Origin of the sequence: Bradyrhizobium sp. NBAIM14 (assembly GCF_020193895.1) — a bacterium.
Lineage (GTDB): Bacteria > Pseudomonadota > Alphaproteobacteria > Rhizobiales > Xanthobacteraceae > Bradyrhizobium > Bradyrhizobium yuanmingense.
Genome location: NZ_JADYVQ010000001.1, coordinates 1013208 through 1037445 on the forward strand (window position 1 = coordinate 1013208; position 24238 = coordinate 1037445).

20 protein-coding genes are annotated in these 24238 nt (G+C 64.0%); 6 read left to right on the forward strand and 14 right to left on the reverse strand.

Features of this window, described 5'->3' with window-relative positions; genetic code table 11:
- Positions 1 to 53: 53 nt before the first annotated feature.
- Positions 54 to 488: a DUF2147 domain-containing protein gene (locus I6F28_RS04730; RefSeq protein WP_035997687.1), complete on the forward strand. Its 435-nt coding sequence runs from the start codon at positions 54 to 56 to the stop codon at positions 486 to 488.
- Here the strand turns inward: I6F28_RS04730 and I6F28_RS04735 are convergent.
- A complete protein-coding gene (locus I6F28_RS04735) occupies positions 485 to 1636 on the reverse strand; it encodes a DUF3095 domain-containing protein (protein WP_225126502.1) in 1152 nt (383 codons plus the stop codon). The genes I6F28_RS04730 and I6F28_RS04735 overlap by 4 nt on opposite strands.
- Before the next feature lie 221 nt (positions 1637 to 1857).
- Between I6F28_RS04735 and I6F28_RS04740 the strand changes: the two genes are divergently transcribed.
- A complete protein-coding gene (locus I6F28_RS04740; protein ID WP_057028574.1) occupies positions 1858 to 2235 on the forward strand; it encodes a hypothetical protein in 378 nt (125 codons plus the stop codon).
- A gap of 4 nt (positions 2236 to 2239) precedes the next feature.
- On the opposite strand, the gene I6F28_RS04745 is transcribed toward I6F28_RS04740, so the two are convergent.
- The 10 genes from I6F28_RS04745 to I6F28_RS04790 all read right to left on the reverse strand — a co-directional run bounded on the left by I6F28_RS04745 (position 2240) and on the right by I6F28_RS04790 (position 11750).
- On the reverse strand, positions 2240 to 2449 hold the full coding sequence (locus tag I6F28_RS04745) for a hypothetical protein (RefSeq protein WP_035997682.1): 210 nt from the start codon (positions 2447 to 2449) through the stop codon (positions 2240 to 2242).
- 126 nt (positions 2450 to 2575) lie between these two features.
- Positions 2576 to 3298 carry an SDR family NAD(P)-dependent oxidoreductase gene (locus I6F28_RS04750; RefSeq protein WP_109142372.1) on the reverse strand — a complete coding sequence of 241 codons (723 nt, stop codon included), beginning with the start codon at positions 3296 to 3298 and terminating at the stop codon, positions 2576 to 2578.
- Positions 3291 to 4673: a class I adenylate-forming enzyme family protein gene (locus tag I6F28_RS04755; RefSeq protein WP_225126506.1), complete on the reverse strand. Its 1383-nt coding sequence runs from the start codon at positions 4671 to 4673 to the stop codon at positions 3291 to 3293. The genes I6F28_RS04750 and I6F28_RS04755 overlap by 8 nt, the downstream gene beginning before the upstream one ends.
- Positions 4660 to 4905 (reverse strand): acyl carrier protein, encoded by a 246-nt coding sequence (locus tag I6F28_RS04760; protein ID WP_015688794.1) that lies wholly within the window; start codon positions 4903 to 4905, stop codon positions 4660 to 4662. Before I6F28_RS04760 ends, I6F28_RS04755 begins: the two co-directional genes overlap by 14 nt.
- 143 nt (positions 4906 to 5048) lie before the next feature.
- Positions 5049 to 6854, reverse strand: coding sequence for a long-chain-acyl-CoA synthetase (locus I6F28_RS04765; protein ID WP_036021317.1), 1806 nt, complete (start codon positions 6852 to 6854; stop codon positions 5049 to 5051).
- A gap of 211 nt (positions 6855 to 7065) precedes the next feature.
- The gene (locus I6F28_RS04770; protein ID WP_035997672.1) at positions 7066 to 7344 is read right to left on the reverse strand and encodes a DUF3551 domain-containing protein; all 279 of its coding nucleotides are present in this window, start codon (positions 7342 to 7344) and stop codon (positions 7066 to 7068) included.
- Between the two features lie 168 nt (positions 7345 to 7512).
- Positions 7513 to 9390: a molecular chaperone HtpG gene (htpG, locus tag I6F28_RS04775; protein ID WP_225126507.1), complete on the reverse strand. Its 1878-nt coding sequence runs from the start codon at positions 9388 to 9390 to the stop codon at positions 7513 to 7515.
- A gap of 111 nt (positions 9391 to 9501) precedes the next feature.
- Complete coding sequence (locus I6F28_RS04780) at positions 9502 to 9924, reverse strand: hypothetical protein (protein ID WP_036021311.1); 423 nt, start codon at positions 9922 to 9924, stop codon at positions 9502 to 9504.
- A 248-nt stretch (positions 9925 to 10172) separates the two neighbouring features.
- A complete protein-coding gene (locus I6F28_RS04785; RefSeq protein WP_057028231.1) occupies positions 10173 to 10787 on the reverse strand; it encodes a nuclear transport factor 2 family protein in 615 nt (204 codons plus the stop codon).
- 156 nt (positions 10788 to 10943) lie between these two features.
- The gene (locus I6F28_RS04790; RefSeq protein ID WP_035997648.1) at positions 10944 to 11750 is read right to left on the reverse strand and encodes a response regulator; all 807 of its coding nucleotides are present in this window, start codon (positions 11748 to 11750) and stop codon (positions 10944 to 10946) included.
- 231 nt (positions 11751 to 11981) lie between these two features.
- Here I6F28_RS04790 and I6F28_RS04795 point away from each other — a divergent pair, with 231 nt between their 5' ends.
- The gene (locus I6F28_RS04795; protein ID WP_025032292.1) at positions 11982 to 12215 is read left to right on the forward strand and encodes a NepR family anti-sigma factor; all 234 of its coding nucleotides are present in this window, start codon (positions 11982 to 11984) and stop codon (positions 12213 to 12215) included.
- Positions 12215 to 12763 carry a sigma-70 family RNA polymerase sigma factor gene (locus I6F28_RS04800; RefSeq protein WP_018316216.1) on the forward strand — a complete coding sequence of 183 codons (549 nt, stop codon included), beginning with the start codon at positions 12215 to 12217 and terminating at the stop codon, positions 12761 to 12763. Before I6F28_RS04795 ends, I6F28_RS04800 begins: the two co-directional genes overlap by 1 nt.
- An 87-nt stretch (positions 12764 to 12850) precedes the next feature.
- On the opposite strand, the gene I6F28_RS04805 is transcribed toward I6F28_RS04800, so the two are convergent.
- The 3 genes from I6F28_RS04805 to I6F28_RS04815 form a co-directional block, all read right to left on the reverse strand.
- The gene (locus I6F28_RS04805) at positions 12851 to 13549 is read right to left on the reverse strand and encodes a nitroreductase (protein WP_035997645.1); all 699 of its coding nucleotides are present in this window, start codon (positions 13547 to 13549) and stop codon (positions 12851 to 12853) included.
- A gap of 136 nt (positions 13550 to 13685) precedes the next feature.
- The gene (locus I6F28_RS04810) at positions 13686 to 15917 is read right to left on the reverse strand and encodes a CHASE2 domain-containing protein (RefSeq protein WP_225126509.1); all 2232 of its coding nucleotides are present in this window, start codon (positions 15915 to 15917) and stop codon (positions 13686 to 13688) included.
- A 142-nt stretch (positions 15918 to 16059) separates the two neighbouring features.
- Positions 16060 to 21468: a VCBS domain-containing protein gene (locus I6F28_RS04815; RefSeq protein ID WP_524536094.1), complete on the reverse strand. Its 5409-nt coding sequence runs from the start codon at positions 21466 to 21468 to the stop codon at positions 16060 to 16062.
- Positions 21469 to 22088: 620 nt separating this feature from the next.
- Here I6F28_RS04815 and I6F28_RS04820 point away from each other — a divergent pair.
- Positions 22089 to 22820, forward strand: coding sequence for a transglutaminase-like cysteine peptidase (locus I6F28_RS04820; protein WP_036021290.1), 732 nt, complete (start codon positions 22089 to 22091; stop codon positions 22818 to 22820).
- A 177-nt stretch (positions 22821 to 22997) separates the two neighbouring features.
- Positions 22998 to 24113 (forward strand): lysozyme inhibitor LprI family protein, encoded by a 1116-nt coding sequence (locus I6F28_RS04825; protein ID WP_035997615.1) that lies wholly within the window; start codon positions 22998 to 23000, stop codon positions 24111 to 24113.
- Positions 24114 to 24238: the final 125 nt, after the last annotated feature.

Genomic DNA, 24238 nt, shown 5'->3' on the forward strand with positions numbered 1-24238 from the left:
GCGCGCGCTCGATTTGCTGCTATGGAGTCGCCTCCATTCCAGGGCTCCTCTCCATGACATTCAGATTCGTCGCTCTCACCGTCATTCTGGCTGCGCTGATCGGTGCGCCTTCCGCCTATGCGCAGAGCGCCGACGGGACCTGGCTCACGCAGGCGGGCGATGCACGCGTCAAGATCAGCAAATGCGGCGGCGGCATCTGCGGCCACATCGTCTGGCTGCGCGAGCCCATGGACAGCGCGACCGGTCAGCCCGCCACCGACAGCAAAAATCCCAATCCCGCGCTCGCCAGGCGCCCGATGATCGGCCTGCCATTGTTCAGCGGCATGGAGCCGACGGGACCGAACAAATGGTCGGGCCAGATCTACAATGCGGACGACGGCAGCACCTATGCGAGCAACATCAGCCTGACTGGCGCGGACGCGCTGCGGGTCGAAGGCTGCGTCGGCGCGCTCTGCGGCGGTGAGACCTGGACGCGCGCGGGGCGCTAACCCGCCGCCATCATCGCCTTCAACGCCGTCGCCGCCGAGGCATAGCCGCCGCGCGCGCCGTCGATGAAATGGACGTGATCGCTGCGCAGCGCCGACGGCGCGAAGCAGGTCATCATCGCAGCGTCCTGCTGGTAGAGGCCGTAGCGCACGATGCCCTCGCGCGCAGCGGCTTTGAGACGATCGTTCAACGCGCGCTCGAGCTGCGGCGTGCAGTCCAGAATCATGCGCAGGCCGTCGTCGTATTTACGGAAGTCCGAGTTCTCGACCACCTGCCGCTTGTAGAGGCTGGGCACGAAACCGCCGATCTTGATGTCGAAGCGCATGATGAAATAGGCGAATAACGTATAGGCGAGTACGCTGGCTCTGCGCGCGAGCAGCGGACCCCCGCGCCTGGTTCGGGCCTCGAATTCCACGCCCTGCGGCGGCCATTTCAGCGGCGGCCCCTGCGGCGGCACCGGCCGGCCGCCCTCCGGGCTGCGCTCGACGAGATGAATGATGTCCTCGATCACCCTGCGGAAGGCCACCTGATCGACGCCGCGCGCCGGCATCACCAGCACCGACAGGATCAGGCCGCGCGCCGCCGGCATCACCTCGAAACGACACGACAGGCCCGAAAGGTCCGGCTGCGTGCCGGCGGGCGCCTCATCGACGGCAAACTCGCCGCGCTTCATCGCTGCGTCGGCCCACGCGAGCCCGCCGCCCGAAAACATCGCATAGGACAGGTTGGCCGACGGCCCGAACCGGGCGACGCGCACATCGAGGCCGTGTGTGCGAATGACGCTGACCGGCACCAAGGCGACGCGCAGGGTCAGATCGAGGTCTTCGCGCACCCAGGTCGCGGTCGCAGCCAGCGCCTGGCGGGCAAGCTCGACGTCGTCTGGCGCCACCGCGAAGCTGGCGCCGTCGCCGCCGAACACGAAGGGAAATTCCCGCCCCTGCAGCGCATTGGTCACCGCCGCGATCACGGCGGCACCGGCCATGTTCACGGCCTTGTAGCGCTGCGCCGCGATCGCCTTGGTCGAATCGACGATATCGGCAACACCGATGCTCCAGTCGTCCGGCAGCGGCGCATAAAGCGCAGGATCCATCAGGCTGGTGAAGCCTCGGAAGACGGGAATGCCGCCATAGAAGGACTCGCCTGAGCTCATCGGGATTGCCGGACTGTTGGAATGCGAAGCAAGATACGTGGCAGGATCGATCCGGGTTCGCTGGCTCGCGCCCCCTTTCGATCATTGGCCGAAAGTGGCCCGGACAACAAGATGCGGCCGCCTTGCAATGCCTCGGCGGGATCATTGATCGGCATCAAACGGCCATCCGGGGAGAGCGGCTATCGTCGGTCGGCTCCAAGGGGTTGCATGGGAAAATCGAGGTGTCCGACTTCAGCAGCAAGGACTCCACCTCTCCGGTCCGCCGGCGCACGGGTGTCGACCCGATCAGCGCGGTGAAGATGCCGGAAAGATTGACGGAGGCGGTCGATGCCTGGGCTGAAGCTCACCGCCTGACCCGCTCGGATGCGATCTGCAAGCTGATCGAGCTGGGGCTGAAGTTGGCACTCCCCGTCTCCGCGCCCGCGCACCCGGTCGTATCGGACGCGACCAAGATCGAAGAGATCGCAGTGCATGAGATCGAGTTACTGCTCGATCCGGCATTGCCGCCAGACGAGCGCGAGCGCCGCATTCGCCGCCTCACCGAAGGGCCGCCGGAATTTTCACACGAACGAATCGACCTGCCGAAGCAGCGGCCGTGAGCGGCTAGTGCAGCTTCTCGTCCTGACGCTTGCGCAGCTGGGATGCAGGGACGTCGTGGCAGCCGATCAGGCGCACGAATTGCTGCGGATACGCCTCGTGGCCGTGATCGCCGGAATTCTGATGCGACATCGGCGGGCAGCGGACCTCATCCGACTTCACACGCACCGGCTCTTTCAGGGCCCGGCTTGAAGCGGTCATGTCTGAAGTGGCCATCGACTGCTCCCCTTCGTTTAGGGCAGATCGATTGACGTAAACCAATCGATTGCGGGGCATCTTACGACCAAATCCGGCTGGCTGTCATTGCGCACGATCAACGCAATTGTGGCAGCCGGGTTCCGTCTACGCCGTGTTCCCGGCATCGATGGTGAACACGGTGCCGGTGACGTTGCGGCCGCCTTCGCCCAAAAGGTATTCCACCATGCGCGCGACGTCATCCGTCTCCGGCAGCCGGCGCAGCGCGCTGCGGCCCGCAATGCGCTTGCGGCCTTCCTCAGACAGATTGTGGGTGAGCTCGGTGTCGATGAAGCCCGGCGCGATCGCGTTCACGGTGATGCCGAGCTTGCCGACCTCACGGGCCAGCGAGCGGGTGAAGCCGGTCGCGGCGGCCTTGGTCGCGCCGTAGACGGAGAGGCCGTTATAGCCTGTCGTCGCGATGATCGAGGAGATGTTGATGATGCGCCCAGTGCCGTCGGCCATCATCTGGCGCGCCACATATTTGGTGAGGATGATCGGCGACAGCACGTTGAGCTGCACCAGCGCCTCGATCTCGGAATTGTGCATGGTGGCCAGCAGGCCTTCGGTGCCGAGACCGGCATTGTTGACGAGGCCGTAGATCGGGCCGAATTCGTCGCGCACGAGCTTTGCGAAGGCCGGGATTGCATCGATCACGGCAAGATCGCAGGCACGGAAATGCAGGCGCCCGTCGGCAGCTGCGATGGCCGCCTTGAGCTCTTCGCTTTCGCGCCGCGCCGCCGCGATGACGTTGAAGCCGGCCGCGACAAGGCGCTTGCCGATCGCAAGCCCGATGCCGCGGCTGCCGCCGGTGACGAGAACATTATGCATCGGTGCGCGCCAGTTTTCCGGCCGGGGTGACGTCGAGCGCCTCGACGAAGCGGAGGACCGCCGGCACCTTGTGGGATGCGAGCTGGGCGCGGCACAGATCCAGGATTTGGTCGCGGATCTCTTTAGCGCGCGCCGGATCGGTGCCCTCGGTGAGGATCACGTCCGCGACGACGATGCCGCCGGTGATCGGGCTCTTGCGCGACTTCGCGCGCGACATCCGCACATCCGGATGGCGGTTGATCACCGCCTCGATCTCCTCGGGGTGGACCTTCAGCCCGCCGATATTGATGATGCCGCCGCGCCGGCCGACGAAATAACAGCGGTTGCCGCGCAGCTCGACGATGTCGCCGCTGTCGACAAAGCCGTCGTCGTCGGTGAGCGCGGAGGCGTTGCGGCCGATATAGGCATGAGCCGTGCGCGTCGAGCGGATGCGCAGCGAGCCGTCGACGACTTTCATCTCGACGCCGTTGCGGTTGCCGAGATAGTCGGCCGGAAAGCCTTCCAGGCCGTCATTGACGGCGAACCCGACGCCGGCCTCGGTCGAGGCATAGGCATGGCCGACGGACGCATGGGGGAATGCCGCCTTCAGGCCGTCGAGCACGGCTTGGTCGGCGATCTCGCCGGAGAGACGGACGTAAGCCGGGGCGAACTGGGCGGCCGAGCCGCTCATCAGAAGCTTGCGCCAATGCGAAGGCGTGCCGGAGATATGCGAGACACCGCGCGCCTTCAGCCGCGCGACGTGATCGGCGAGCGCCTCACGGGGATCGGACAGCACCAACGAGCCGCCGGAGAGGATGGCACGGAGAAAGATTTGCAGGCCGCCATAGCGGCGGATGTCGTAGAACGTTGCCCAGACCGGTGCAGGTCGGCGCGATGGGCCTTCGGCGACGATCGCGCCGGTCAGCGCTTCCAGCGTATGGCCGGCGATCTTTGGCACCCCCGAGGTGCCCGAGGTGAGCATCAGCCATTCGGTGCCGCGCGCGGTCTTGGCCGGCGCGGCGGCTTGCGGGGGCAATTGCGCGGTGACGACCAGCGGCACGCCGGACGCCGCCCAGAGTTCGGGCTCGTCGGTGACGACGGCATCGATCCCGGCATCCGCGATCAAGGCGTCGAGATGCGCCGGGTTGAGGTCCGGCGGACACAACAGCATGCGGCGGGCGATGCCGTCGAGCTCGATCATGGCAAGGCCGGACCGGAGCTGGTCCGACAGCTTGAGCAGCACGGCACGGCCAGAGAGCTCGTGCAGCCGCCCGCCCAGAACAGTGTGCGACAGGATGCCCGTCAGCGATACGACATCATGCGCATCGGAGATGGTGCGGCCTTTCAGCTCCGCGCCAAGATGGTCGCGAAGTGCAAAGATCTCACGCGGGGACATTTTCGTAGGCCCGCACGAAATCGCCCACCGTGGCGGGGAACGCTGCGTCCTCGGAAATGGTGAAGGGATCGACGCCGGTCTCGTCCTCGAGGCGGGCGACCAGGATGGCGAAGGCGAGCGAGTCGAAGCCCGTCTCATGCAGGGACAGATCGTCCGAGAGGGCGGGAAGCGTGACGTGCTGCTCCTTGGCGATCTGCTGAATCGCTTCAATGACCTTTGACCTTACCGACATGGCTGGCTCGCTTTGTTATCGATCTCGTTGTTGCGGCGGCTCTTGCTGACCGCCTCCCCATCGCGGTCTGTTTACCCGACAGAAGTAAATGGCTTCTTGGACAATTCAGATAAAATTGGACCTATCTCTCGATTTTGGTTGCCCTACAGCCTGATCGTACCGCCCGAGATGGCCGCATATGTCTCCGCGTCCAGCGCGACGTAGACGCCGGATATCGGGTCGAGCATGAACAGCGGATCGGCGACCGCGGCCGGGTCAAATCCCTCGCGGGCGAGCTCGCCCTTCTTCTGCTTGAAGGTCTCGGTGGCGTCGAGCTCGCGCGAGATACGGATGAAGAGCGGGCGGGCGTAGACCGGCAGGCGTTGCGCGAGATGGGCGGGCAGCGCGCTGATGTCAAAGCCCTCGTTCACGACGATCGCGCTCATCCCGGCCCGGCCGTCGGCGCCGGGAATGCTGACGCCATAGGTGGCGGCATCGACGACGCCAATGAAATCGCGCACGGCATCGTTCACCTCGGAGGTCGCGACATTCTCGCCCTTCCAGCGGAACGTGTCGCCGATACGGTCGACGAAATGGAAAAATCCCTTGTCGTCCATCCGCATCAGATCGCCGGTGCGGAACCAGGCATCGCCCTTGACGAAGACGTCACGCAAGACTTTTTTCTCGGTCTCGCCGGCATCGGTGTAGCCCTCGAAGCGCCCACCGCCCTCGTCCGCGGTGCCGATGCGGCCGATCGCTTCGCCGGCCTCGCCGCGGCTGCAGGCGATGCAGAAGCCCTCTTCATTGCGCAGCGGCGCGCCGCTATCGGGGTCAAGCTTGACGAGCCTGGCAGGAAAGCGGTGCGCGAGCAGCGCCGGGACGCGGCCGATCGCACCCGGCTGGCCCTCGACGTTGAACAGCGAGAAATTGCCTTCGGTCGCGGCGTAGAATTCGAGGATGCGCGGAATGGCGAAGCGCGCCTGGAAATCCTCCCAGATATCGCCGCGCAGCCCGTTGCCGCAGGCGAGCCGCAGGCGATGCCGATTCTCGTATTCCGAGGGCGCGGCCTTGAGCAGGTAACGGCAGAGCTCGCCGATATATTGAAACAGCGTGCAGTCGTGCCGGACGATGTCGGACCAGAAATGCGAGGCCGAGAATTTCTCGGCGATCACTACCGAACCGCCGGCGGCCAGAATGCTGCACGGCGCGACGATGCCGCCGACCGAATGGAACAGCGGCAGACAATCGTAGAGCCGATCCTGCGGCGTCGCGCCGGTGAGGCCAGCGAACCAAAACCCCCAATTCAGGATGCGGCGGTGGCTGATGCTGGCCGCTTTCGGCAGGCCGGTGGTGCCGGAGGTGTAGATCAGCAGCGCACGGTCGTCGATGGTGACCTCGCCATGCTCCTCCGGCGATAGCGGGCCGTCGTCGAGAACGGCAAGCGCGACGTCGATCGCACGTTCGCTGCGGCTATCGCCATGCGTCCAGACTTTTGCCGCCGTCTTCAGATGAGGTGCCGCGCTGTCCAGCATCCCCGCTAGCTCATGCGCAACGATGACATGCATCGGCTTCGCGACATCAAGGCAGTGCGCGAGCGATTGCCCGACGAGCTTGGTGTTGATCAGTGCGACCACGCCGCCGACGCGGCTGATGCCGAGCCAGGCCGCGATATAATCGATGCCGTTCGGCATGATCAGCGCAACGGTATCGCCCTTGGACAGGCCGAGCGAGCGCGCCCAGCGGGCGTAGCGATTGATCCTCTTCGAGAGGCCTTCGTAATCGAGGCTTGCCTCGTCCGCCACCAGAGCAACGCGGTTAGGCTGGCGCTGCGCCCAATCGTCGACGACGTCGGCGAACAGGCGGCCCGGCAGCGTTTCGATCCGCGCGGTGAGCTCGATCGCCCTCAACCAGATCTTGGAAGCCGACGGTGCGCGCGCGGCTTTCGGCTTCTCGATGACGCCGGTGGTCATATTGTTTACTCTTTCGGGCGGTCTGCGGTTTCCGGCAGTTTAGCCCGCGCGCCCTGACCCAGGCGTTAAGAGACAAGGTAAAACCCGGTTAGGGCGCGATTAACTGTCGGCAGCGCGCAGCCAAGGTCGCACCCGCCGGCAGCGCGCCGACGGGTGTGACCAGGTCGAAAGAGCGATGAATACAGAATTCCCGGCCTTGGTCCCGTTCGCCTCAGTGCACCTTCTTGGGACGCCGGCGCGGCGGCGGCGATTCGTTGAAGGCGTAATAGGGATTGAGGTCGCAGGTCGCGGCAAGGCCCGACGCCGTGGCGCGGCACTGCTCCAACGAGGTGAACGAGCAGTCGAAATAGTCACTGCCTCCGCCACCAGGGCCGCCACCGACGTAGCGGTGCATGCAGACGGGATAGGCCGGATCGTATCGCTGCGCGCTGGCATCCGCTGCGCCCAGCAGCGTGAAGACCGCGGTAAGAGTGAGGAATGACAAGCGCATGGGAAATCCTCGAACTGGTGACGTCGCTTCATATGACACAACATCTCGCCGTCCGCGACTGTTCCTGAGACCTGATGACGTCAAGGTGAGTGAGACGCGCAGCGCCAGAGGCGTTGCGCGATCAGCGATCTGACAACCTGGCGGTCCGAATGATGCTGCGAGGCAGCGCTAGCCGCCGAGCCCCTGCAACACCAGCCGGTTCAGCCGTGCCGCGAACGCCGCCGGGTCTTCCGGCAATTCGCCGTCCAGGATCTGCGCCTGCTCGAGCAGAAGCAGGCTGATATCGTCGACGACTGTCGAGCCAGCCTGCGCCTTGGTGACCGCGGTGACCAGCGGATGGCGCAAATTGATCTCGAGGATCGGCTTGGTCTTCATGCCGCGGTTCTGCTGCGACAAGATGCGCTCGAGCTCGCGGCTCGGACCCTGGCTGTCGGCGACGAGGCAGGAGGCCGAGCTGGTCAGGCGCGTCGAGACCTTGACGTCGCTGACGCGCTCGCCCAGCGCGGCCTTGATCACCGCGATGGTGGCTGCTTCGTCCGCAGCCGGCTCGTCCTTCTTCGCCTCGTCCTTATCGTCGATACGCGGAATCAAATCGAGATTGAGATCGCCCTGGCTCAGCGACTTCAGCGGCTTGCCTTCGAAATCCGAGGGCATCGAGGTCCAGAACGCGTCGACGGGATCCGACAGCAGCAGCACCTCGATGCCGCGCGCGGTCGCAGCTTCCAGCCGCGGATTGGACTTCAGCCGCTCAATGCTGTCGCCGACGAGATAATAGATCTCGGTCTGGTTCGGTTTGAAATCGGCGATGACCTGCTTCAGCGACCGCTTCTCGCCCGACGTGGTGGTGAAGCGCGACAGTGCGAGCAGCTTTTCGCGCCGCTCGAAATCCTCGTAGATGCCTTCCTTCAGCACCGGGCCGAAGGCGTCCCAGATCTTGGCAAAATTCTCGGGGTCCTTGTCGGCAAGGCTTTCGAGCTCGGACACCACACGCGTCGCCACCGCCTTGCGGATCTGCGCCAGCTGCGGATTGTTCTGGAGCATCTCGCGCGAAATGTTGAGCGGAAGATCCTCGCTGTCGACCACGCCGCGGATGAAGCGCAGGTACCCCGGCAAGAGGTCGGCATCGTCGGTGATGAAGACGCGCCGGACGTAGAGCTTCACGCGGCCCTTGCGGTTCGGCTCGAACAGGTCGAACGGCTTGGTCGAGGGCGCGAACAGCAGCACGGCGTAGGAGTAACGTCCTTCCGCGCGGTAGTGCAGCGTCATCGCGGGATCGTCGAAGGCAGAGGCGATCTGCTGATAGGCCTTCTTGTAATCGTCAGCCGTGAGCTCGGATTTGGAGCGCTGCCACAACGCGCTCGCCGAATTGATCTGTCGCGGCTCGCCGTCTTCGGGCACGAGCTCAATCGGAAACAGGATGTTGTCGGAATAGGCGGTGACGATACGCTCGATCTCGTAGGTCTCGAGATATTTCTTGGAATCGTCCTTCAGGTGCAGGACGATCTCGGTGCCGCGCGTCAGGCGCGCCGCTTCCTCGTCGCTGGCACGGGCGATCTCGAAGCCGGAGCCGCCGGAGGACGTCCAGGTCCACACATCGCTCTCGCCGGCGCGGCGGCTGATCACGACGATCTTCTCTGCGACCATGAAGGCGGAATAGAAACCGACGCCGAACTGGCCGATCAGGCCGAGCCCATCCTTGGCCTCTTTCAATTTGGATACGAACGCCTTGGTGCCGGAGCGGGCGATGGTGCCGAGATGGTCGATCAGCTCCTGCCGCTCCATGCCGATGCCGTTGTCGGCGATCGTGAGCGTCTTGGCCGTCTTGTTCGGGATGATGCGGATCTTGAGTGCGTCGCCTTCGCCCAGAAGGGCGGGACTGGCGATGGCCTCGTAGCGCAGCTTGTCGCAGGCATCGGAGGCGTTGGAAATGAGCTCGCGGAGGAAGATGTCGGTTTCCGAATAGACGGAGTGCACCATCAGGTGCAGCAGTTCGGAAACTTCGGCCTGGAAAGGCTGCGTATGCACAGCCGTATCTGACGTCGTCATGCGCTTACCCGGTCAAACAAAAGGGAGGGAACCCGGATATAGCGCGAGGCAATGGCGGATCAAGAGGATGTGAAGTCTGGGTCCGCCAAACCACCCCTCGCGGAGAGGGGGTCAGGTCACGCAGCGGCCGGGCTGGAGCAGCCTTGCGACCTCGGTCAGGGAGCTGACCATCGGCTCACAGGCGATCGTCGGCTTGTTGCGAGGCTTCTTCTGGTTCTGGAGCAGCACCGGCGTCTTGGCATTGCCGGTCTCGATCACGGCGGGGACCCGCAGCAGCACCGACGTATCGGCGAGGTCGTTCAGCCGCATCGAGACGGTACGGGTGGGAACGGCTGCGGGTTTGATCTCTGCAAGCCGGTCTGCCTTGGCGGTGCGGTTGACGTTGTGACCCACCGCGACGGTGGAACCGTGGCTGGGGAGGTCGGCGACCGCCTGCCAGCGGTCTGCGAGATCATGCCCGGAGGCCAGTTGCACGGCACCGAGGGTGGCGACGACCGCAATTGCGCTCAAAAAAACCTTTTGAATCTGTGACATGGCTGCCGATCCCTCGCCCCATGGCGGGCACGGGAACAACGCCGCCGCAGGATCGGGGGTTCTCGACAGCTACGATCACTTAACCGTGTGCGAAAAATGCAGCAGACGGCAAAATATTTCGCGCGCCTTGGAACGACTTTCGCGCACAGGAGTCGTCTCAGCAGCCGGCTATTCCCCCCTGCCCCATAAGCCGGCGACGTAGGGCGCGACTGTGGTGATGCCAGTCGCGCCTTACTTTTATCTGGGGCCTACTTCGCCTTTCCTGCCAGCCACTCCCGGCCCTCGCCATAGAGCTTCTCGACCTCGGGGCCGATCAGGCCCGGCATGTCGCGCTTCACCTTGTAGCCGATCAGCTCCTGCATGTAGGCGAGGTGGCGGTAGCCCTCGGGGAGTGCAGCCAGCGCATCCTGGTCGAGCCGAAGCGTCGCGGCGGGATCGACCGGGTCGATGCGGTCCTTCTCGTAGATGGGCTGGCGGCGGACGATGCCCCATTTGCCGATACCTGATGGGTCGTCCCGCTTCTCCAGGAAATCGTAGAAGCGTCCGGTGCAGACGACGTCGCAGAGCACGTCGTGCACGAGGCCGCGCTGCGAGATGGTCATCTTGGTCTGCGCGATCGCTCGCGCACCCGCAAGATCGATGCTGGTGCCGCCGAGGAAATGCAGGATGCGCACGCCCCTGGCAAAACCCTCCTGGCTGACCCGCATGAAATCCCGGGCCGGCCCCTGAAACCAGGTCGCGGACATCCAGCCTTCTTCGTGCCAAACCGTGGCAAAGCGCTCCCAGTCGCCGGCATCGCGCCACACCGCCCAGTTCTCGACGAGATCGCGGATGGCGAGACGATCGAGGAGTTGCTGGTCCATGGGCACGTCTCCGATTGGCGTGGTCGCACGCGCAGCTGCTACATGAGCTATGGGCGGCGAAATTCAGCGCCCGTCAAGCGGGCCGGCGGCATGAAAAAAGTCCGGCGTGCCTTGGGCACGCCGGACTTCGCTATTGGGACGGCCGCAGGCGCCTTGTTAAGCCGCAGGCGCTTTGGGCGTGCGATTGCGCGAGTTGCGCTGGAAGAACAGGGCCTGGCTCGCCACCGCCGATACCATCGCGGGCTGGAACGGCTTTGAGATCAGGAACGCCGGCTCGGGACGCTCGCCGGTGAGGAAGCGCTCCGGATAGGCCGTGATGAACACCACCGGCACCTCGAAGGTGCGCAGGAGCTCGTTAACGGCGTCCAGGCCGGACGAGCCGTCGGCAAGCTGGATATCGGCAAGGATCAGGCCGGGCCGCTTGTTCTTGGCCAGCGCCACCGCATCGGCATGGGTGCGCGCGACGCCGACGACGTTGTGGCCGAGATTCTTCACCAGGCTCTCGAGGTCCATGGCGATGAAGGTCTCGTCCTCGATGATCAGCACGTCGGTGGCGATCTCGGCGGCCATCTCGCGTCCGGCTGCGTCCGCAAGACGGCGCGTCTCGGCAACATCGGTGCCGAGAATGAAGGCGACTTCCTCTTCCGAAAAGCCCTCGAGCGAGAGCAGCAGGAAGGCTTGGCGCGGCAGCGGGGTGATGTTCGACAGCCGCCGTTCCGGCGGCATCGGCAAGGTCGTCACCTCGGCATCGTCGTTGATCGAGACTGAATTCCAGATCTGGGTGAAGAGCCGGAACAGGCCGGCCCGGGGCCCATGGTTCTCGTCGAGCACCGACGGATCGCCCAGCATGGCTTCCAACATGGCGGCGACATAGGCGTCACCGGAGGCCTGGCTGCCTGTCAGAGCCCGCGCGTACCTGCGCAACAACGGCAAGTGTTCAGCAACTACCTGTGAACGGGACATCCCCACTCCATTCGTCTTTGGGCCAACCTTGAGGTCCAATCCTGAGGTCAGGCATCACGCGGGGGGCCCAGGTTCCCCTGCTGGGCTGTCTACGCCTCACGACAACAAAAGTTCCGCCGAGCTGGGAACTTTTTGGCGCAGCTGGAATTGTGCCTATCCAGGGAACGGCTCCCGGTTGAGAAAACTTCTCGATTTTACAGTCACTTAACTCGGGGAAACGTGGAACAGGTCATGAAAGATCTCAAGTCTCAAGCCAGCAGAAGCACGACCCCCGGCAAGGGAGGCCTGACTCCGGAGATTCAATCCCGGATCGGGCACCAGTTGCGCGCCATGTACGACGATGTCGTGCGACAGGGGGTTCCGGATCGGTTCGCAGAACTGATCAAGAAGCTTGATGCGCCGGGAGCGTCACCCCACGTAGAAAATGAGGGCGGATCCAACGACAACAACAATGGGAGGGATTAATGCCTCTCACGGACTCCCTGCGTAACGACATCTTGGCGGCCGTGCCTAGTCTGCGCGCCTTCGCCATCTCGCTCAGCGGCAATGCGGACCGCGCCGACGATTTGGTCCAGGAGACGCTGCTGCGTGCGCTCGCCAACATCGACTCGTTCCAGCCCGGCTCCAACCTGCCGGCCTGGCTATTCACGATCCTGCGCAATTTGTTCCGGTCGGACTATCGCAAGCGGCGGCGCGAGGTCGAAGATGCCGAGGGCAATTACGCCAAGACGCTGAAGACCCAGCCCTCGCAGAATGCGCACCTCGAATTCGAGGAGTTTCGCACCGCGCTCGACAAGCTTCCGCAGGATCAGCGTGAAGCCTTGATCCTGGTCGGCGCGTCCGGCTTCTCCTATGAGGACGCGGCCTCGATCTGCGGCTGCGCAGTCGGCACCATCAAGAGCCGCGTGAACCGCGCCCGCTCGAAGCTCGCCGCGCTGCTCTATGTCGACGGCGCCGAGGATTTTGGGCCTGACGAGACCGTGCGGGCCGTGATCGGCGGCAGCGGCGGCTGACCGCCGCCGTCAATCGCACCGGAACGAGACGAAGACGGCCGCTTCCACGGCTGTCTTCGCGCGCGATGCGTCCGGCTTACGTCGCGATCACACATCCACGAATGTTGCGGTCTCGGCCACGCTCGCCCGCGAGGTGCGGTAGCTGTTGACCTTGTGCGCATGGTCCGCATAGCCGAACGAGATGCCGCAGACGACACGGCGGTCATCGGGCAGATCGAAGTGGCGGCGGATCAGGCCGGAATGCCGCGCCAGCGCGGCCTGCGGAATGGTGCCGAGCCCGAGCGCCTGCGCCGCCAGCACGAAGTTGGAGACATAGGCGCCGCAATCGATCGCACCGTAGATGCCGAGCGGCTCGTTGGTGTGGATGATGGCGACATGCGGTGCGCCGAAGAAATTGTAGTTCTCCAGCGCCTGCTTGGCATAGGCCGCCTTGTCGCCGCGGGCGATGCCGAGCGTGTTGTAGAGCTGGAAGCCGCTCTCGCGGCGGCGATCGAGATAGACCCCGACATATTCGCGCGGTGGCGTGAAGTCGTAGTCATCGCCGAGGCCCTTCGAGGCCTCCGCGTAGATCGCCTTGCGAAAGCGCTCCTTGGCCTCGCCGCTGGCGATGATGACCTGCCAGGGCTGGCTGTTGCACCAGGACGCCGTGCGCTGCGCGGTCGCCAGCACATGCTCGATGGTGGCGCGATCGACCTCCTTGGGGAGAAATGCGCGAACGGAGTAGCGCTCGTTGAGGAGCTCTTCGAGCACCCCGATGCGGTCGTTCTGTCTCACTTGTGCGTCCATCACTCAGCTCGCCCTTTTTTCTTTTGGTTGGGCAGAGGCGCCAAGCGCCGTCCCACCACCATACTTACCTCGATGCACCTGCATATGGTAGGCATGCTATGTTTTGCCCACCCTGCACGAGCGGTGACCGTGACGACTACTTGGTCAGCAGGGCATAGGCGCCGGTCCAGCCCTCCGGCGGCGGATCGATCTGGAAATCCTTGATCCGCGCCTCGTAAAGCCTGAACAGCTTCTCCAGCGTGTCGGCGTCCTCGCTCTTGCGGCCGCGCTCGATGGCATCCAGGGCGCCCTGCCAGTCGCGGCTGCGGTAGCAGCCGAGCATCTCGATGGTGATGTTGCGCAGGCGCTGGAACGCGGCCGAATGCATCACGTCCTCGCGGCCGGCGATGGCGTAGATCACTTCCGGCTCGGTCTTGCCCTTGACCATGATGAAGTCGAGCTCGAGGATCGCGAATTTCTCCTTGGCAGCGAGTGCCGTGCGCGAGCCCACGATGATCGGAAATCCGTATGCCTTCGACTGGCCCTCGAGGCGCGAGGCCAGGTTCACGCTGTCGCCGAGCACCGAATAGTTCTTCTTCAGGTCGGACCCCATGTTGCCGACCACGCCGATGCCGGTGTTGAGACCGATGCCGACATTGAGCGGGATATAGACGTGGCCGCCGTCGGCGGCCTCCTGCTCGCGCTCCTTGTTGACCTCGTCGATCTGCTCGAGCATCTGGATCGCGGCTTCGCAGGCGTTGATCTCGTGCTCGGCGTCGTCGAGCGGCGCGTTCCAGAACGCCATGATGGCGTCGCCCATGTACTTGTCGATATAGCCCTTGCGGTCGATGATGACGTCGGTCAGCGGCGTCAGGAAGCGGTTCATCAGCTCGATCAGCCCCTGCGGATCGTGCTTGTAGCTCTCGGAGATCGTGGTGAAGCCGCGCACGTCGGAGAACATGATCGTCATCTCGCGTTCCTCGCCGCCGAGCACGAGCTTTTCCGGCGACTGCGCCAGCTGCTCGACCAGCACAGGCGACATATATTGCGCGAATTGCCCGCGGATCTGCACGCGCTGGCGCTGCTCGCGCACGAAGCTCGCAAAGATCAGCGTCAGGTAGACTGCGGTCGTCGACAGCAGCGGATAGGTGAAGTCGATGAGATAACGGTGCTGCGTGTAGGAGAACCAGGACACGCCGATCAGGATGGCCGCGAAGGCCGCTCCAACCAGCACGAGGCGGACGGGGCCGAGATTCGGCGTGAAGATGATGACGAGCAGGCCGATGATCAGCGCCGCGATCAGCTCGACGCCCAGCGCATAGTTCGGCTGCGAGATCACCGCGCGGCTCAGCACGCCCTCCAGCACCTGGGCATGGATCTCGACACCCGGCATGGCCCGGGATACCGGCGTGGTCTTGATGTCGTTCAAGCCGCCCGCGGAGGTGCCGACCAGCACCAGCTTGCCGGCAAACCTCGTGGGCGGCACCGCATTGTCGAGCACGTCGACCGCGGAGACGTAGATCGAAGGATCCCGGCGGGCATAGTGCACCCAGAGCTGACCGTTCTTGTCGGTCGGAACCTCCAAACCCTTGAGGCGGATCGACTTGATGCCCGTCTTGTCGGTACGGACCAGCAGGGTCGGCGTGCCCGTGACGACGCGCAGGATCTCGAGGCTGAGCGAGGGCATGATGTTGCCCTGGGCGCGCATGATCATCGGCACGCGGCGGATCAATCCGTCACGCTCGGTCCGGATCGAGAACAGGCCGCGGCCGGCCGCTGCCCTCTCGATGACCGGCACGTTGCGGAGCAGGCCGGGGAATTCGAACAGGAAACGCTCGGCCCCGTCCTCCCCCACCGTTGCAACCCCCGTGAACGGCAGCGACTTGTCGAGCTCGGACAAGACCTCCGGAAGCCCGGTCTCGCCCAGCACGACGTGCGAGCGCTTGATCGCCTCGGCGAGGATCTGATCGTTGCTCGGCAGCTCACGCAGCTTGGCGCGGGTCGCGTCGTCGAGATAGCGCATCTGGCTCGCGACCTGCTCCGGGTTGAGCCGGTCGGCTTCGGAGAAGACCATGTCGAAGCCGATCGCCACCGCGCCGTTCTTGGTGAGGTTCTGGACCATGTCGGCGATGCGCGTGCGCGGCCACGGCCACTGTCCGAGTCTGGTGAGGCTCTTGTCGTCGATATCGACGATGACGACCGGCCGCGCCGCCTTCTCGCGCGGATCGATCAATTGAAACATGTCGAAGGTGCGCAGCCGCAATTCCTGGATCGGCGGCGGATCCCACAGGCGCGCGCCTGCGAACAAGACCAGCAGCGCAAGGCAGATCAGCCGCGCAAGGCCAAACTTCCGCGCAAACCACCGCCGCAGGATTTTGAAACGCTTCATGCCAGTCAGACTTCCTGACCCAGATCATGCCGGGCGCACCGATCATGAAGCGTCGGCGTGCGATTGGCTATTCCCCGAGTGCTGAGGATTATGGATTTTTTGCCGCGGTCGAGGTGCAAACCGGAAGCGCCGCCTGCTTCCACTAGCCGACGTGAGTGCCGAAGATGAAATCGCTGGACTGGAGATTCGCGACGGCGACACCCTTGAGCAGGATCGTCTCGTGGCTATCCAGCGTAAGCAACGTGCCGCCATCCTGCGCGGCGGTCGGGGCAAGGTCGTTCAAGGAGCTGATGCCGCTGAACTGCCGCAGGTCGAGCTTGTCGAGGCCGTACTCGAAATCATTCACGGTGTGCTGAACCGAATCCTGCGACGAGGCCGGTGCGAATACGAACTGATCCTTGGCACTGCCGCCGATCAGCGTATCACTCGACTCGGTCGCGAAAATGACGTCCTTGCCGGCGGTACCTTGCAGGGTCATGCCCTGGCTCTCGGCTCCTTCGACGAAGATGAAGTTCACCGTGTCCGAGCGGCCCGCCGAATCGGCAACGGTCAGCGTGATCTGATCGGTGGCTGGCAGTCCCGCCTCGGGATCAGCGCCGGTCGGCTCGTAGACGATGCCCGCGCCTTGCGCGAGGGCGGTGTTGATCTGCTCGAGCGTGCCGGTCGTCGGATAAACACTTGCGAGGCTGACGTCCGGATTCGCGGTCGACAGCGTGACCGTGAAAGTGTCCGTCGCAGCGCCGGGATCGGCGTCCATGACGACGAGGTCGGTAATGATCTCGTTGCTGTTCTCGGTGATGTGCTCGACCTGGAAGCTCTCGGTGTTGATGACCGGGCCCGCACCGTCGTCCGCACCGGTCACGTTCACCTTGAGCGTTGCCGTGTCGGTCGCACCATGGATATCCGTGGTCTGGACCGTGAACGTATCGACATACGATCCGTCCGCCAACGCATTGATCGCAGCATCATTCGGAACGTAGCTGTAGCTGCCGTTGGAATTGACCGTCAGCGAGCCGTAGAGTCCCGCGACCGTCGTGGCCGCCTGGTGATCTGAATTGAGGACGGCATAGGTCAGCGTCGCCGTCTCACCGCTGTCGGCGTCGGTCCCCGCCAGTTGCCCGGTGAGATTGGAGAAGGTGTCGTCGTCAGCGGTGTCCGTGAGCGGGCCGATGTGGAGATCGGACAGCGTCGGTGCGTCGTTCGTGCCGGTGATGTTGATGGTCACGACCGCGCTAGTTCCAAAGCCCTGAGCATCCGACGGAACGATGGTGTATTGCAGCGATAGCGTCTGACCGGCGGCGAGGAAGTCGAAGGCCTGGCCGGCCGAGTTGAATTGCCAGGTAAACTGGGCGTGGGTCGCCGTGCCGTTGAGAATGTCGCCGGACGGCACGGTCAGATAGTTCAGGAGATCGGCATGCGACAGCCCGCCGACGCTGCCCGTTTGCAACACGTTGTCGAGCTTAACCTGCACCGCATCGACCGATACCGTGACGTGATCGGTCGCGTCGACGTCGGAGACCGCCAGCACGCCATGCGAGAGCTGGCCGCCATTGGTCTCCGTCAGATCGGCAAATGCGCCGCCCGGCCCGGAGGTCCCGCTGGCCCAATCCGCATCACCTTCAATGGCGAGGCTCTTGGTTGGGTTGACCGTGTTGGAGGCCGTGCTCCCGCTGCCGTCGCCAAGCGTATAATAGGCGGCCAGATTGGCCTCGTTGCCGGTGAGCGCGGTGAAGTCGTACGACTGGATTTGCGCCTGCGTGAGTGCGGTGGTCCAGACGCTGACATCGGCGATCGAGCCGGTGAAGCCTTGCGTACCGAAGCCCGGAGCGTACCTGCCGCTCGCCGCTCCGATCATCATGTAGGACGGCTCCTGAGCGCCAGCGATCGCGTTGACGCCGCCACTGTGGGAATAGACGGCGTTGCCATCGACATAAAGCGTGAAGATGCCGTCGTCACGCGTCAAGGCGAGGTTATGCCATTGCCCCGCAGTAAGCGCGAAGCCGGTATCCTGGATCTCGACGCCGCCCTCGAGAATCGCGATCTCCAGCTTGCCGCTGATGACAGTGCCCATGAGGCCGAAACCGGTGGTCGAGGTATTGCCATTGTAGAACAAGACCTGGCTGGCGGAGGCAGCGTCTCCGTTCCAGTTCACCCAGCCGTCCAGCGTCACGTCGTCGGTGGCGACCGTCGGTACGTCGCCGACCGCGATGGTCGCACCGTCGAAGTTCATGTAGTCCGACGTCACATAGGAGACGGTCGGCGCATCGTTGGTGCCGGTGATGGTGACAGTGACGTCTTGCGTGACAGTCGCGTTGTGATTGTCCTTGAAGGTGACGGTGTAGACCTGAGTTATGGTCTGCCCTTCCGCCAGCGACTGCAGCACGGGATCGTTGTTGTCGAGCGTGAAGTGCCAGTCGAGCGTCGCGCCGGTGCTGGTGTCGGCGTTGGATTCGGACACCGCGCCGATGGAGAAGGTGCCGATATTCGTGCTGTCGTCCTCGAATCCCGGCAGAGCCGAACTGACGGACGATGACTTGAACTGCACCTGCGCCGTATGGGTGTCGATCAGGTCAACGTCCTGGATCGCCAGCGTACCGCTGGTCGTCAGCGAGGCGCCGTCATCCTCGGTAACCGCACCCGTTGCCGCCTCGGGATCGCTCGTGATCGTCGGCGCGTCGTTGGCGCCGTTGATCGTGACAGTGACGTCCTGGGAGACCTGCGCACCGTGATCGTCAGTAAAGGTGACGGTGTAGACCTGGGTGATGGTCTGGCCATGCGCCAGCGATTGCAGCACCGCATTGTCGTTGTCGAGGCTGAAGTGCCAGCCCAGCGTCGCGCTGTTGTCGGTATCGGTGTTGAACTCCGCGACCTCGCAATCGATCGTGAAGGTGCCGAGCGGCGCATTACCATCGAAGCCCGGCAGATGCGCGTTCGACGTCGCCGACTTGAATGCGGCCTGCGCGGTGTGGGTGTCGATCAGATCGAGATCCTGAATCGCGAGCGTGCCCTCGATCGACAGCGTCGCGCAGGCATCCTCGGTGACGCTGCCCTTTGCAGCGTCTGCATCACTCGTGATGGTCGGCGTGTCATTGGTGCCGGTGATGGTGACCGTGACGTCCCGGGTGACGGTGCCACCGTGATGGTCGTCGACGGTCACGGTGTAGACTTGGGTGATGGTCTGGCCTTCGGCCAGCGACTGCAGCACCGGATCGTTGTCGTTGAGCGTGAAGGTCCAACCCACTGATCCGCGCGTGCTGACACCCGGACTCTCGCTCACCGCGGTCAGCGCGAAGGTCCCGATATGCGAGGTGCCGCTGCCGAAGCCGGGCAGATGCGCGTTCGACGTCGTCGACTTCAGGACGTAACTGGCAGTGTGCGTATCCGTGAGATCGGGGTCGTTGAAGGCGACGGTGCCGTTCGCCGTCAGGGTTGCCGCCGTATCCTCTGTCACTTCTCCGGTGGGCGTCGTCGAGTCCTCGACGATCGTCGGCACGTCGTTGGTGCCCTCGACATTGACGTCCGCACCGTCGATGGACACGGTGATCGGCGTGCTGACGACGCCGCCGTGCCCGTCATCGACCTGCACCACGTAGTTGAGGATCAGCTTCTCGTCCTCGGCCAGGAAGTCGAAGAGATGGTCGGGAACGCTGTAGGTCCAGGTGGCCGTGCCGTTGTTGCTGTTTCCGGCACCCTGAACCACGGTCAGCGGCACTTTGACGGCAGCGATCGCCGCGAGTTGCTCCGGCGTCAGGGACGCAGTGATATCGTTGCCTTCGGCATCGAGATATTTGAACGGCTCGACGGACGAGAGCGCCGCGCTCACGATCGGCCGGTCCGTCAGATCGACGTCGGTGAAGGTGACCGTGCCCGTGATGATGTCCAGCGCCTCGTTGCCGGTCCCGACCTGTTCGACGACGGTGCCGCCTGACGTCGCAACGGTAGGCTTGTCGTTCGTTCCCGTGATCGTGATGGTGATCGGGATGAACCTGGACTCGGGGTTCACCGTGAAATTGGTGTCGACGCGGACCATGTAGGTCAGCGTCAGGGTTTCGCCGGCCGCGAGGAAGTCGAAGACGTGGTCGGGGATCGTGTAGGTCCAGACCGCCGAGCCGTTGTTGTTGTTGGCGGGGTCAGGGACGACGCTGATCTGGATCTGCGTCGCCGCGATGCCCTGCTTCTGGAGCTCCGAGAGGGAGCCGGTGACGTCGTTCTGGCCCGCAGTTTTGTAGACGTAGTTCGGCGCCTCGGCGAGGCTGATGCTCACCGTCGGCCGGTCGCCGAGGTTCTGATCGACGAACCTGATCACGCCGGAAATCGTGTCGGCGCGCGTGTCGCCGGTCGTGTCCGCACGCTCCGTCAACGCGAACGCCGTCTTCACGTTGCCGCTCGCGTCGAAGCTCTGCGCGATCGGCTGGCCGGGAATGCGTACGATGAGCGGCGTGGAGGTGGTGGGCGTCTCCGATCCCTGCGGATTGAGATTGACGAATGTTGCGGTGGCGCTAGGGCCGGACGACGATTTGAGTAACACCTCATAGCCGAACGGCGTGATCGTATCGGTGTAGTTCGTGGTCAGCTTGGTGTTGGTGTTGTTGTCGGTAAACTTCAGCGTGAACACGTCCGTGATCAGCTTCTGCACCTCCGGCGACATCAGTGCATTGGTGATCGAGACGTTGCCGCCGCTGATCTGGATCATCTGGCCGGCCTGGTTGACCGTCGCGATCGGCAGCAGCGTGACCTTGTCGAACAGGATGTAGGAGCCGGTCGTGCCGTTCGGCTCGACCAGCACCTGGAAGCTCGCCTGCGGCTGCGGATCGCCGCCGCCGGCGGGAACGACGAAGTTGATCTGGGTCAGCACCGCCGTGCCGCGGATGCCCATGGTGGCGACCGGCGTGTCGACCTTCATGTCGCCGCGCTTGGCGGTTTCGCCGGCGACGAAGGTGATGGTGCCCGCGACCAGGCTGAGCAGCGAGGAATTGTTCGACCCGTTGGGGTCGTAGACCATCTCGTTCAGCACCATCCGCGCGTTGGAGGACAGGCCGAACACGGTGCCGTCAATGAAGGTGATGCCGAGCGTCGAGTCGGCCCCGGTCGAGACCACGTCGCCCTTCTCGACGTTGTCGCCATTGTTCAGGATGACCGAGACGCCGTTGCGGATCGCGGTCGCGCTTCCCACGAGCTTGGTGACGTGACCGATGACCTGGCCCGCACCGGCACCGGGCGCGGCCTGGGCAACCTGGACATGGCCGGTGAGGGCGTTGACGACGTCGCCGCTGAGGTGGGCGCCGTCGGGCGAAGCGAGCGCGGCGCGCTTGTCGCCCCTGAAATAATCGTGAACGACGAACTCATGACCGTCGTGGGACAGCACAAGGTCGAGCCCGGCACGCTTGAACTCGCCGTTGAAGATCAGATTGGGGTCGGGAACGACGAACGCGCCGTCGGGCGCGTGACCGTTCGCCTTTGCGGTAAAAGAATCGATATTTGCCCCGACGGGCGAGCGGGAACCCTGGCCGTCCAAAGAAATCGCGCCGTCAAATTGGCCAGCGTAATTCAACCGGGCACCGTATAAAGGGTTAAAATTTAAGTAAGTATCGACCGCCTAAGCTTGCATAGCATTAGCAAGTCCTTAGCGATACCATCTATTGCTTGTGTGATTTCGCATCACTTGGCCCCGGGAGGCCCCACGGCGTGGCGCCGCGACAGAGGAGTGAAAGTAATTCCTCAAATATTCGTATGTCGAATTCAGCCTACTTCCACGCATTTCCAGTCATCCAAAGTAACCTGCTGTATAGTTACGAAGCAGATACTTTCATCATCTTTCCTTCGCGAGCTCCCGCAGCATCCTGCGGCAAATACGGAGTTAAATCTGTGACCTATCTAACAGAACCCCATGAAATGGGGGTTGTTAGCCATAGGACCCAGATTCGGCACTGCCACAACCTGTGTCTGCAATTGGCTCCATTTCGCGGCAACGCGACACCTCCTAGCCGGCGAATCGTAAAATTTTACGCAATTTCGGTAGGCCCATTTCAGCCTGTCACCCGGTTTTGGAACCCCTGCCGGGCGCGTTAAGCAGAACAAAACGGCCCGTCTCGCACTATCTCCGCGAAAGCAACAAAGCCCGGCACGTCGAGATCGAGGGGGATCTCGTGAAGCCTGGGAAGGGGATGTCAGATGGAGACCGCTGCTCGCTCGCGCGCCTGGCGCGCAATCCTTGTCATGTGCGGCTTGATCCTGCTCGGATCGGCCGCCGAGCTTCGCGCCGGCACGCTGCTGTCGCCCGGCGCCGGCGTCCTCGTGCGCAAATCCGCCGAACCGTTCGGCGTGTTCGCCTTCGCCATCTCGTCCGGTAGCCTGCAGCAGAGATGGTCCGTGCTGAAGGACAAGCTCGACGACGACATGGTGCAGCTCGCGCTGTGCGACGGCGACCGGGACAATTGCGCTTCACCGGCAGCGCTCGAGCTGCTCGCCATAGTCGACCACGCCCGCGCCCGCGACGGTCGCGCGCGGCTCGGCGAGGTCAACCGCGCCATCAATCTCGCCATCCATGCCGCCAATGATGGCACCGACGACGTCTGGAGCTCGCCGCTTTCGACCTTCGCGCGCGGGACCGGCGATTGCGAGGACTATGCCATCGCCAAGCTGGCCGCGTTGCGGCTGGCGGGAATTGCCTCTGAGGACCTCCGCATCGTTGTGGTGCGAGACGTCAGGGCCGGCGAGGCGCACGCAATTGCCGCGGCAAAGCTCGACGGGCAATGGCTGATGCTGGACAATCGCCGCATGGCGATGGTCAAGGATGACGCGACGCGGAGCTATCAGCCACTGTTCGTGCTCCACCAGTCGGCCGTGCTGAAATATGTCGACGAGCCGGTGCAGGTCTCGATGGCGGCCGCCGAGGCACGTTGATTGTTCGTAGCTGGATAGAGCGCAGCAAAATCCGGGACTCTTACCACTCGCACCGGCCCCGGATTAAGCTTGCGCTCCATCCGGGCTACAGACCTTCCACTGCTCGTCCCCACAAACCCATTTCACCGCGCAAGACCAGACGCTAGCATGGCGCCTTCCGTGCGGGGGCGACTTGGAATGCGATTCATCGTGCTGTCTGTGCTTGCGCTGCTGGCATTGCCGGCGGTGCCCGCGTCCGCGCAATCCGACCGCGCGATCGCCGACAGGCTGCCGCTGTTTGCCAGGAACAACTGCCAGCCGATTCGCGACCCCGGCAACCAATTGTTCTGCGGTGATGCCGCGCTTGCCGCCGCCGCCGAGAAGCTGAGCATCGCGATCGAGGAGCGGCTCGCCCGCCTGCCGGATCGCCTGCCCGCTATCGAGGAGAATGCGATCTGGGTCCGCCAACGCAACCTCAGCTGCGGCATCGTCGGCCAGACCGCGATCCGCCCCGACCAATTCGAGACGGTCAAGGCGTGCCTGCTCAAGGTCACCGAGGAGCGCGCCGCGATCGTTCGCGATCCGGATTTCGACTGCCTTGCGGCCAACACTGCTGCGGGCGCGGTGATCTGCGCAGACCCCTCGCTGACGCTTGCCGAAACCGAGCTCAACGGCCAGGTGCTCGGCCTGATCGGCAAATTGGACCCGACTGCGGCACGCTTTGCCTTCGCCGAATATGGACGGTGGACGCGCGAGCGCGACCGCAAATGCAATCTGGTCGGCAAGGAGAACGTGCCGCTGCAGGAGCTGGAATCCGCGGAGGACTGTCTCGCCGACCATTTGAAGCGCAAGACAGATGAAATCCGCGCCGCGAAGGGCGATCCCAAAAAAGTGTTCGGCCGGCAGGTCGCGGCCCGCATTCCCGACGCCGACGCCGTCGATTTCTGCGCCGCGCGGATTCATGCGGCCAATTCCTGCGGCAACTTCCTGCGCATCAACCGCGTCTATGCGCTCGACAGCCAGGTGACCGACCAGGAGGCACAGGTCACGGGCGAAATCGAAATGGCCGTGCTCGCTCCCTTCACCGTGTGCAGCAGGATCGCCTCCATCTGCACCGGCACCTGCTGGGACGCCACGACGGGTCGGCCGCAGCAGGGAGCCGGCAACAAGACGCGCCCAGCAGACGTCTTCAACGTCACGCGCCGGCTGAGGGTCCAGCGAACCTTCGCCTTCGTCAAAGCCGCCGACGGCTGGCGCTGCCGGGAAGACGAGCTCGCCCCGGTGAATTCGGGCACCGCGGGCGGAGGATCGTAGGGTTCTCTCTTCCTTCTCCCCTTGTGGGAGAAGGTCGCGCGCGCAAGCGCGCGGGATGAGGGGTTCTCTCCGCACGCAAGACCGTGCGTGAAGGATAGAGACCCCTCACCCGGCTCGCCGCTTCG

What these genes read in the sequence shown, in the direction of transcription:
- I6F28_RS04735 (WP_225126502.1), bottom strand. Translation starts at nt 1,636, where the DNA reads ATGAGCTCAGGCGAGTCCTTCTATGGCGGCATTCCCGTCTTCCGAGGC.
- I6F28_RS04795 (WP_025032292.1), top strand. Translation starts at nt 11,982, where the DNA reads ATGAAAGATCTCAAGTCTCAAGCCAGCAGAAGCACGACCCCCGGCAAG.
- I6F28_RS04765 (WP_036021317.1), bottom strand. Translation starts at nt 6,854, where the DNA reads ATGACCACCGGCGTCATCGAGAAGCCGAAAGCCGCGCGCGCACCGTCG.
- I6F28_RS04730 (WP_035997687.1), top strand. Translation starts at nt 54, where the DNA reads ATGACATTCAGATTCGTCGCTCTCACCGTCATTCTGGCTGCGCTGATC.
- I6F28_RS04805 (WP_035997645.1), bottom strand. Translation starts at nt 13,549, where the DNA reads ATGGACGCACAAGTGAGACAGAACGACCGCATCGGGGTGCTCGAAGAG.
- I6F28_RS04770 (WP_035997672.1), bottom strand. Translation starts at nt 7,344, where the DNA reads ATGCGCTTGTCATTCCTCACTCTTACCGCGGTCTTCACGCTGCTGGGC.
- I6F28_RS04785 (WP_057028231.1), bottom strand. Translation starts at nt 10,787, where the DNA reads ATGGACCAGCAACTCCTCGATCGTCTCGCCATCCGCGATCTCGTCGAG.
- I6F28_RS04800 (WP_018316216.1), top strand. Translation starts at nt 12,215, where the DNA reads ATGCCTCTCACGGACTCCCTGCGTAACGACATCTTGGCGGCCGTGCCT.
- I6F28_RS04780 (WP_036021311.1), bottom strand. Translation starts at nt 9,924, where the DNA reads ATGTCACAGATTCAAAAGGTTTTTTTGAGCGCAATTGCGGTCGTCGCC.
- I6F28_RS04755 (WP_225126506.1), bottom strand. Translation starts at nt 4,673, where the DNA reads ATGTCCCCGCGTGAGATCTTTGCACTTCGCGACCATCTTGGCGCGGAG.
- I6F28_RS04820 (WP_036021290.1), top strand. Translation starts at nt 22,089, where the DNA reads ATGGAGACCGCTGCTCGCTCGCGCGCCTGGCGCGCAATCCTTGTCATG.
- I6F28_RS04760 (WP_015688794.1), bottom strand. Translation starts at nt 4,905, where the DNA reads ATGTCGGTAAGGTCAAAGGTCATTGAAGCGATTCAGCAGATCGCCAAG.
- I6F28_RS04745 (WP_035997682.1), bottom strand. Translation starts at nt 2,449, where the DNA reads ATGGCCACTTCAGACATGACCGCTTCAAGCCGGGCCCTGAAAGAGCCG.
- I6F28_RS04790 (WP_035997648.1), bottom strand. Translation starts at nt 11,750, where the DNA reads ATGTCCCGTTCACAGGTAGTTGCTGAACACTTGCCGTTGTTGCGCAGG.
- I6F28_RS04810 (WP_225126509.1), bottom strand. Translation starts at nt 15,917, where the DNA reads ATGAAGCGTTTCAAAATCCTGCGGCGGTGGTTTGCGCGGAAGTTTGGC.
- htpG (WP_225126507.1), bottom strand. Translation starts at nt 9,390, where the DNA reads ATGACGACGTCAGATACGGCTGTGCATACGCAGCCTTTCCAGGCCGAA.
- I6F28_RS04750 (WP_109142372.1), bottom strand. Translation starts at nt 3,298, where the DNA reads ATGCATAATGTTCTCGTCACCGGCGGCAGCCGCGGCATCGGGCTTGCG.
- I6F28_RS04825 (WP_035997615.1), top strand. Translation starts at nt 22,998, where the DNA reads ATGCGATTCATCGTGCTGTCTGTGCTTGCGCTGCTGGCATTGCCGGCG.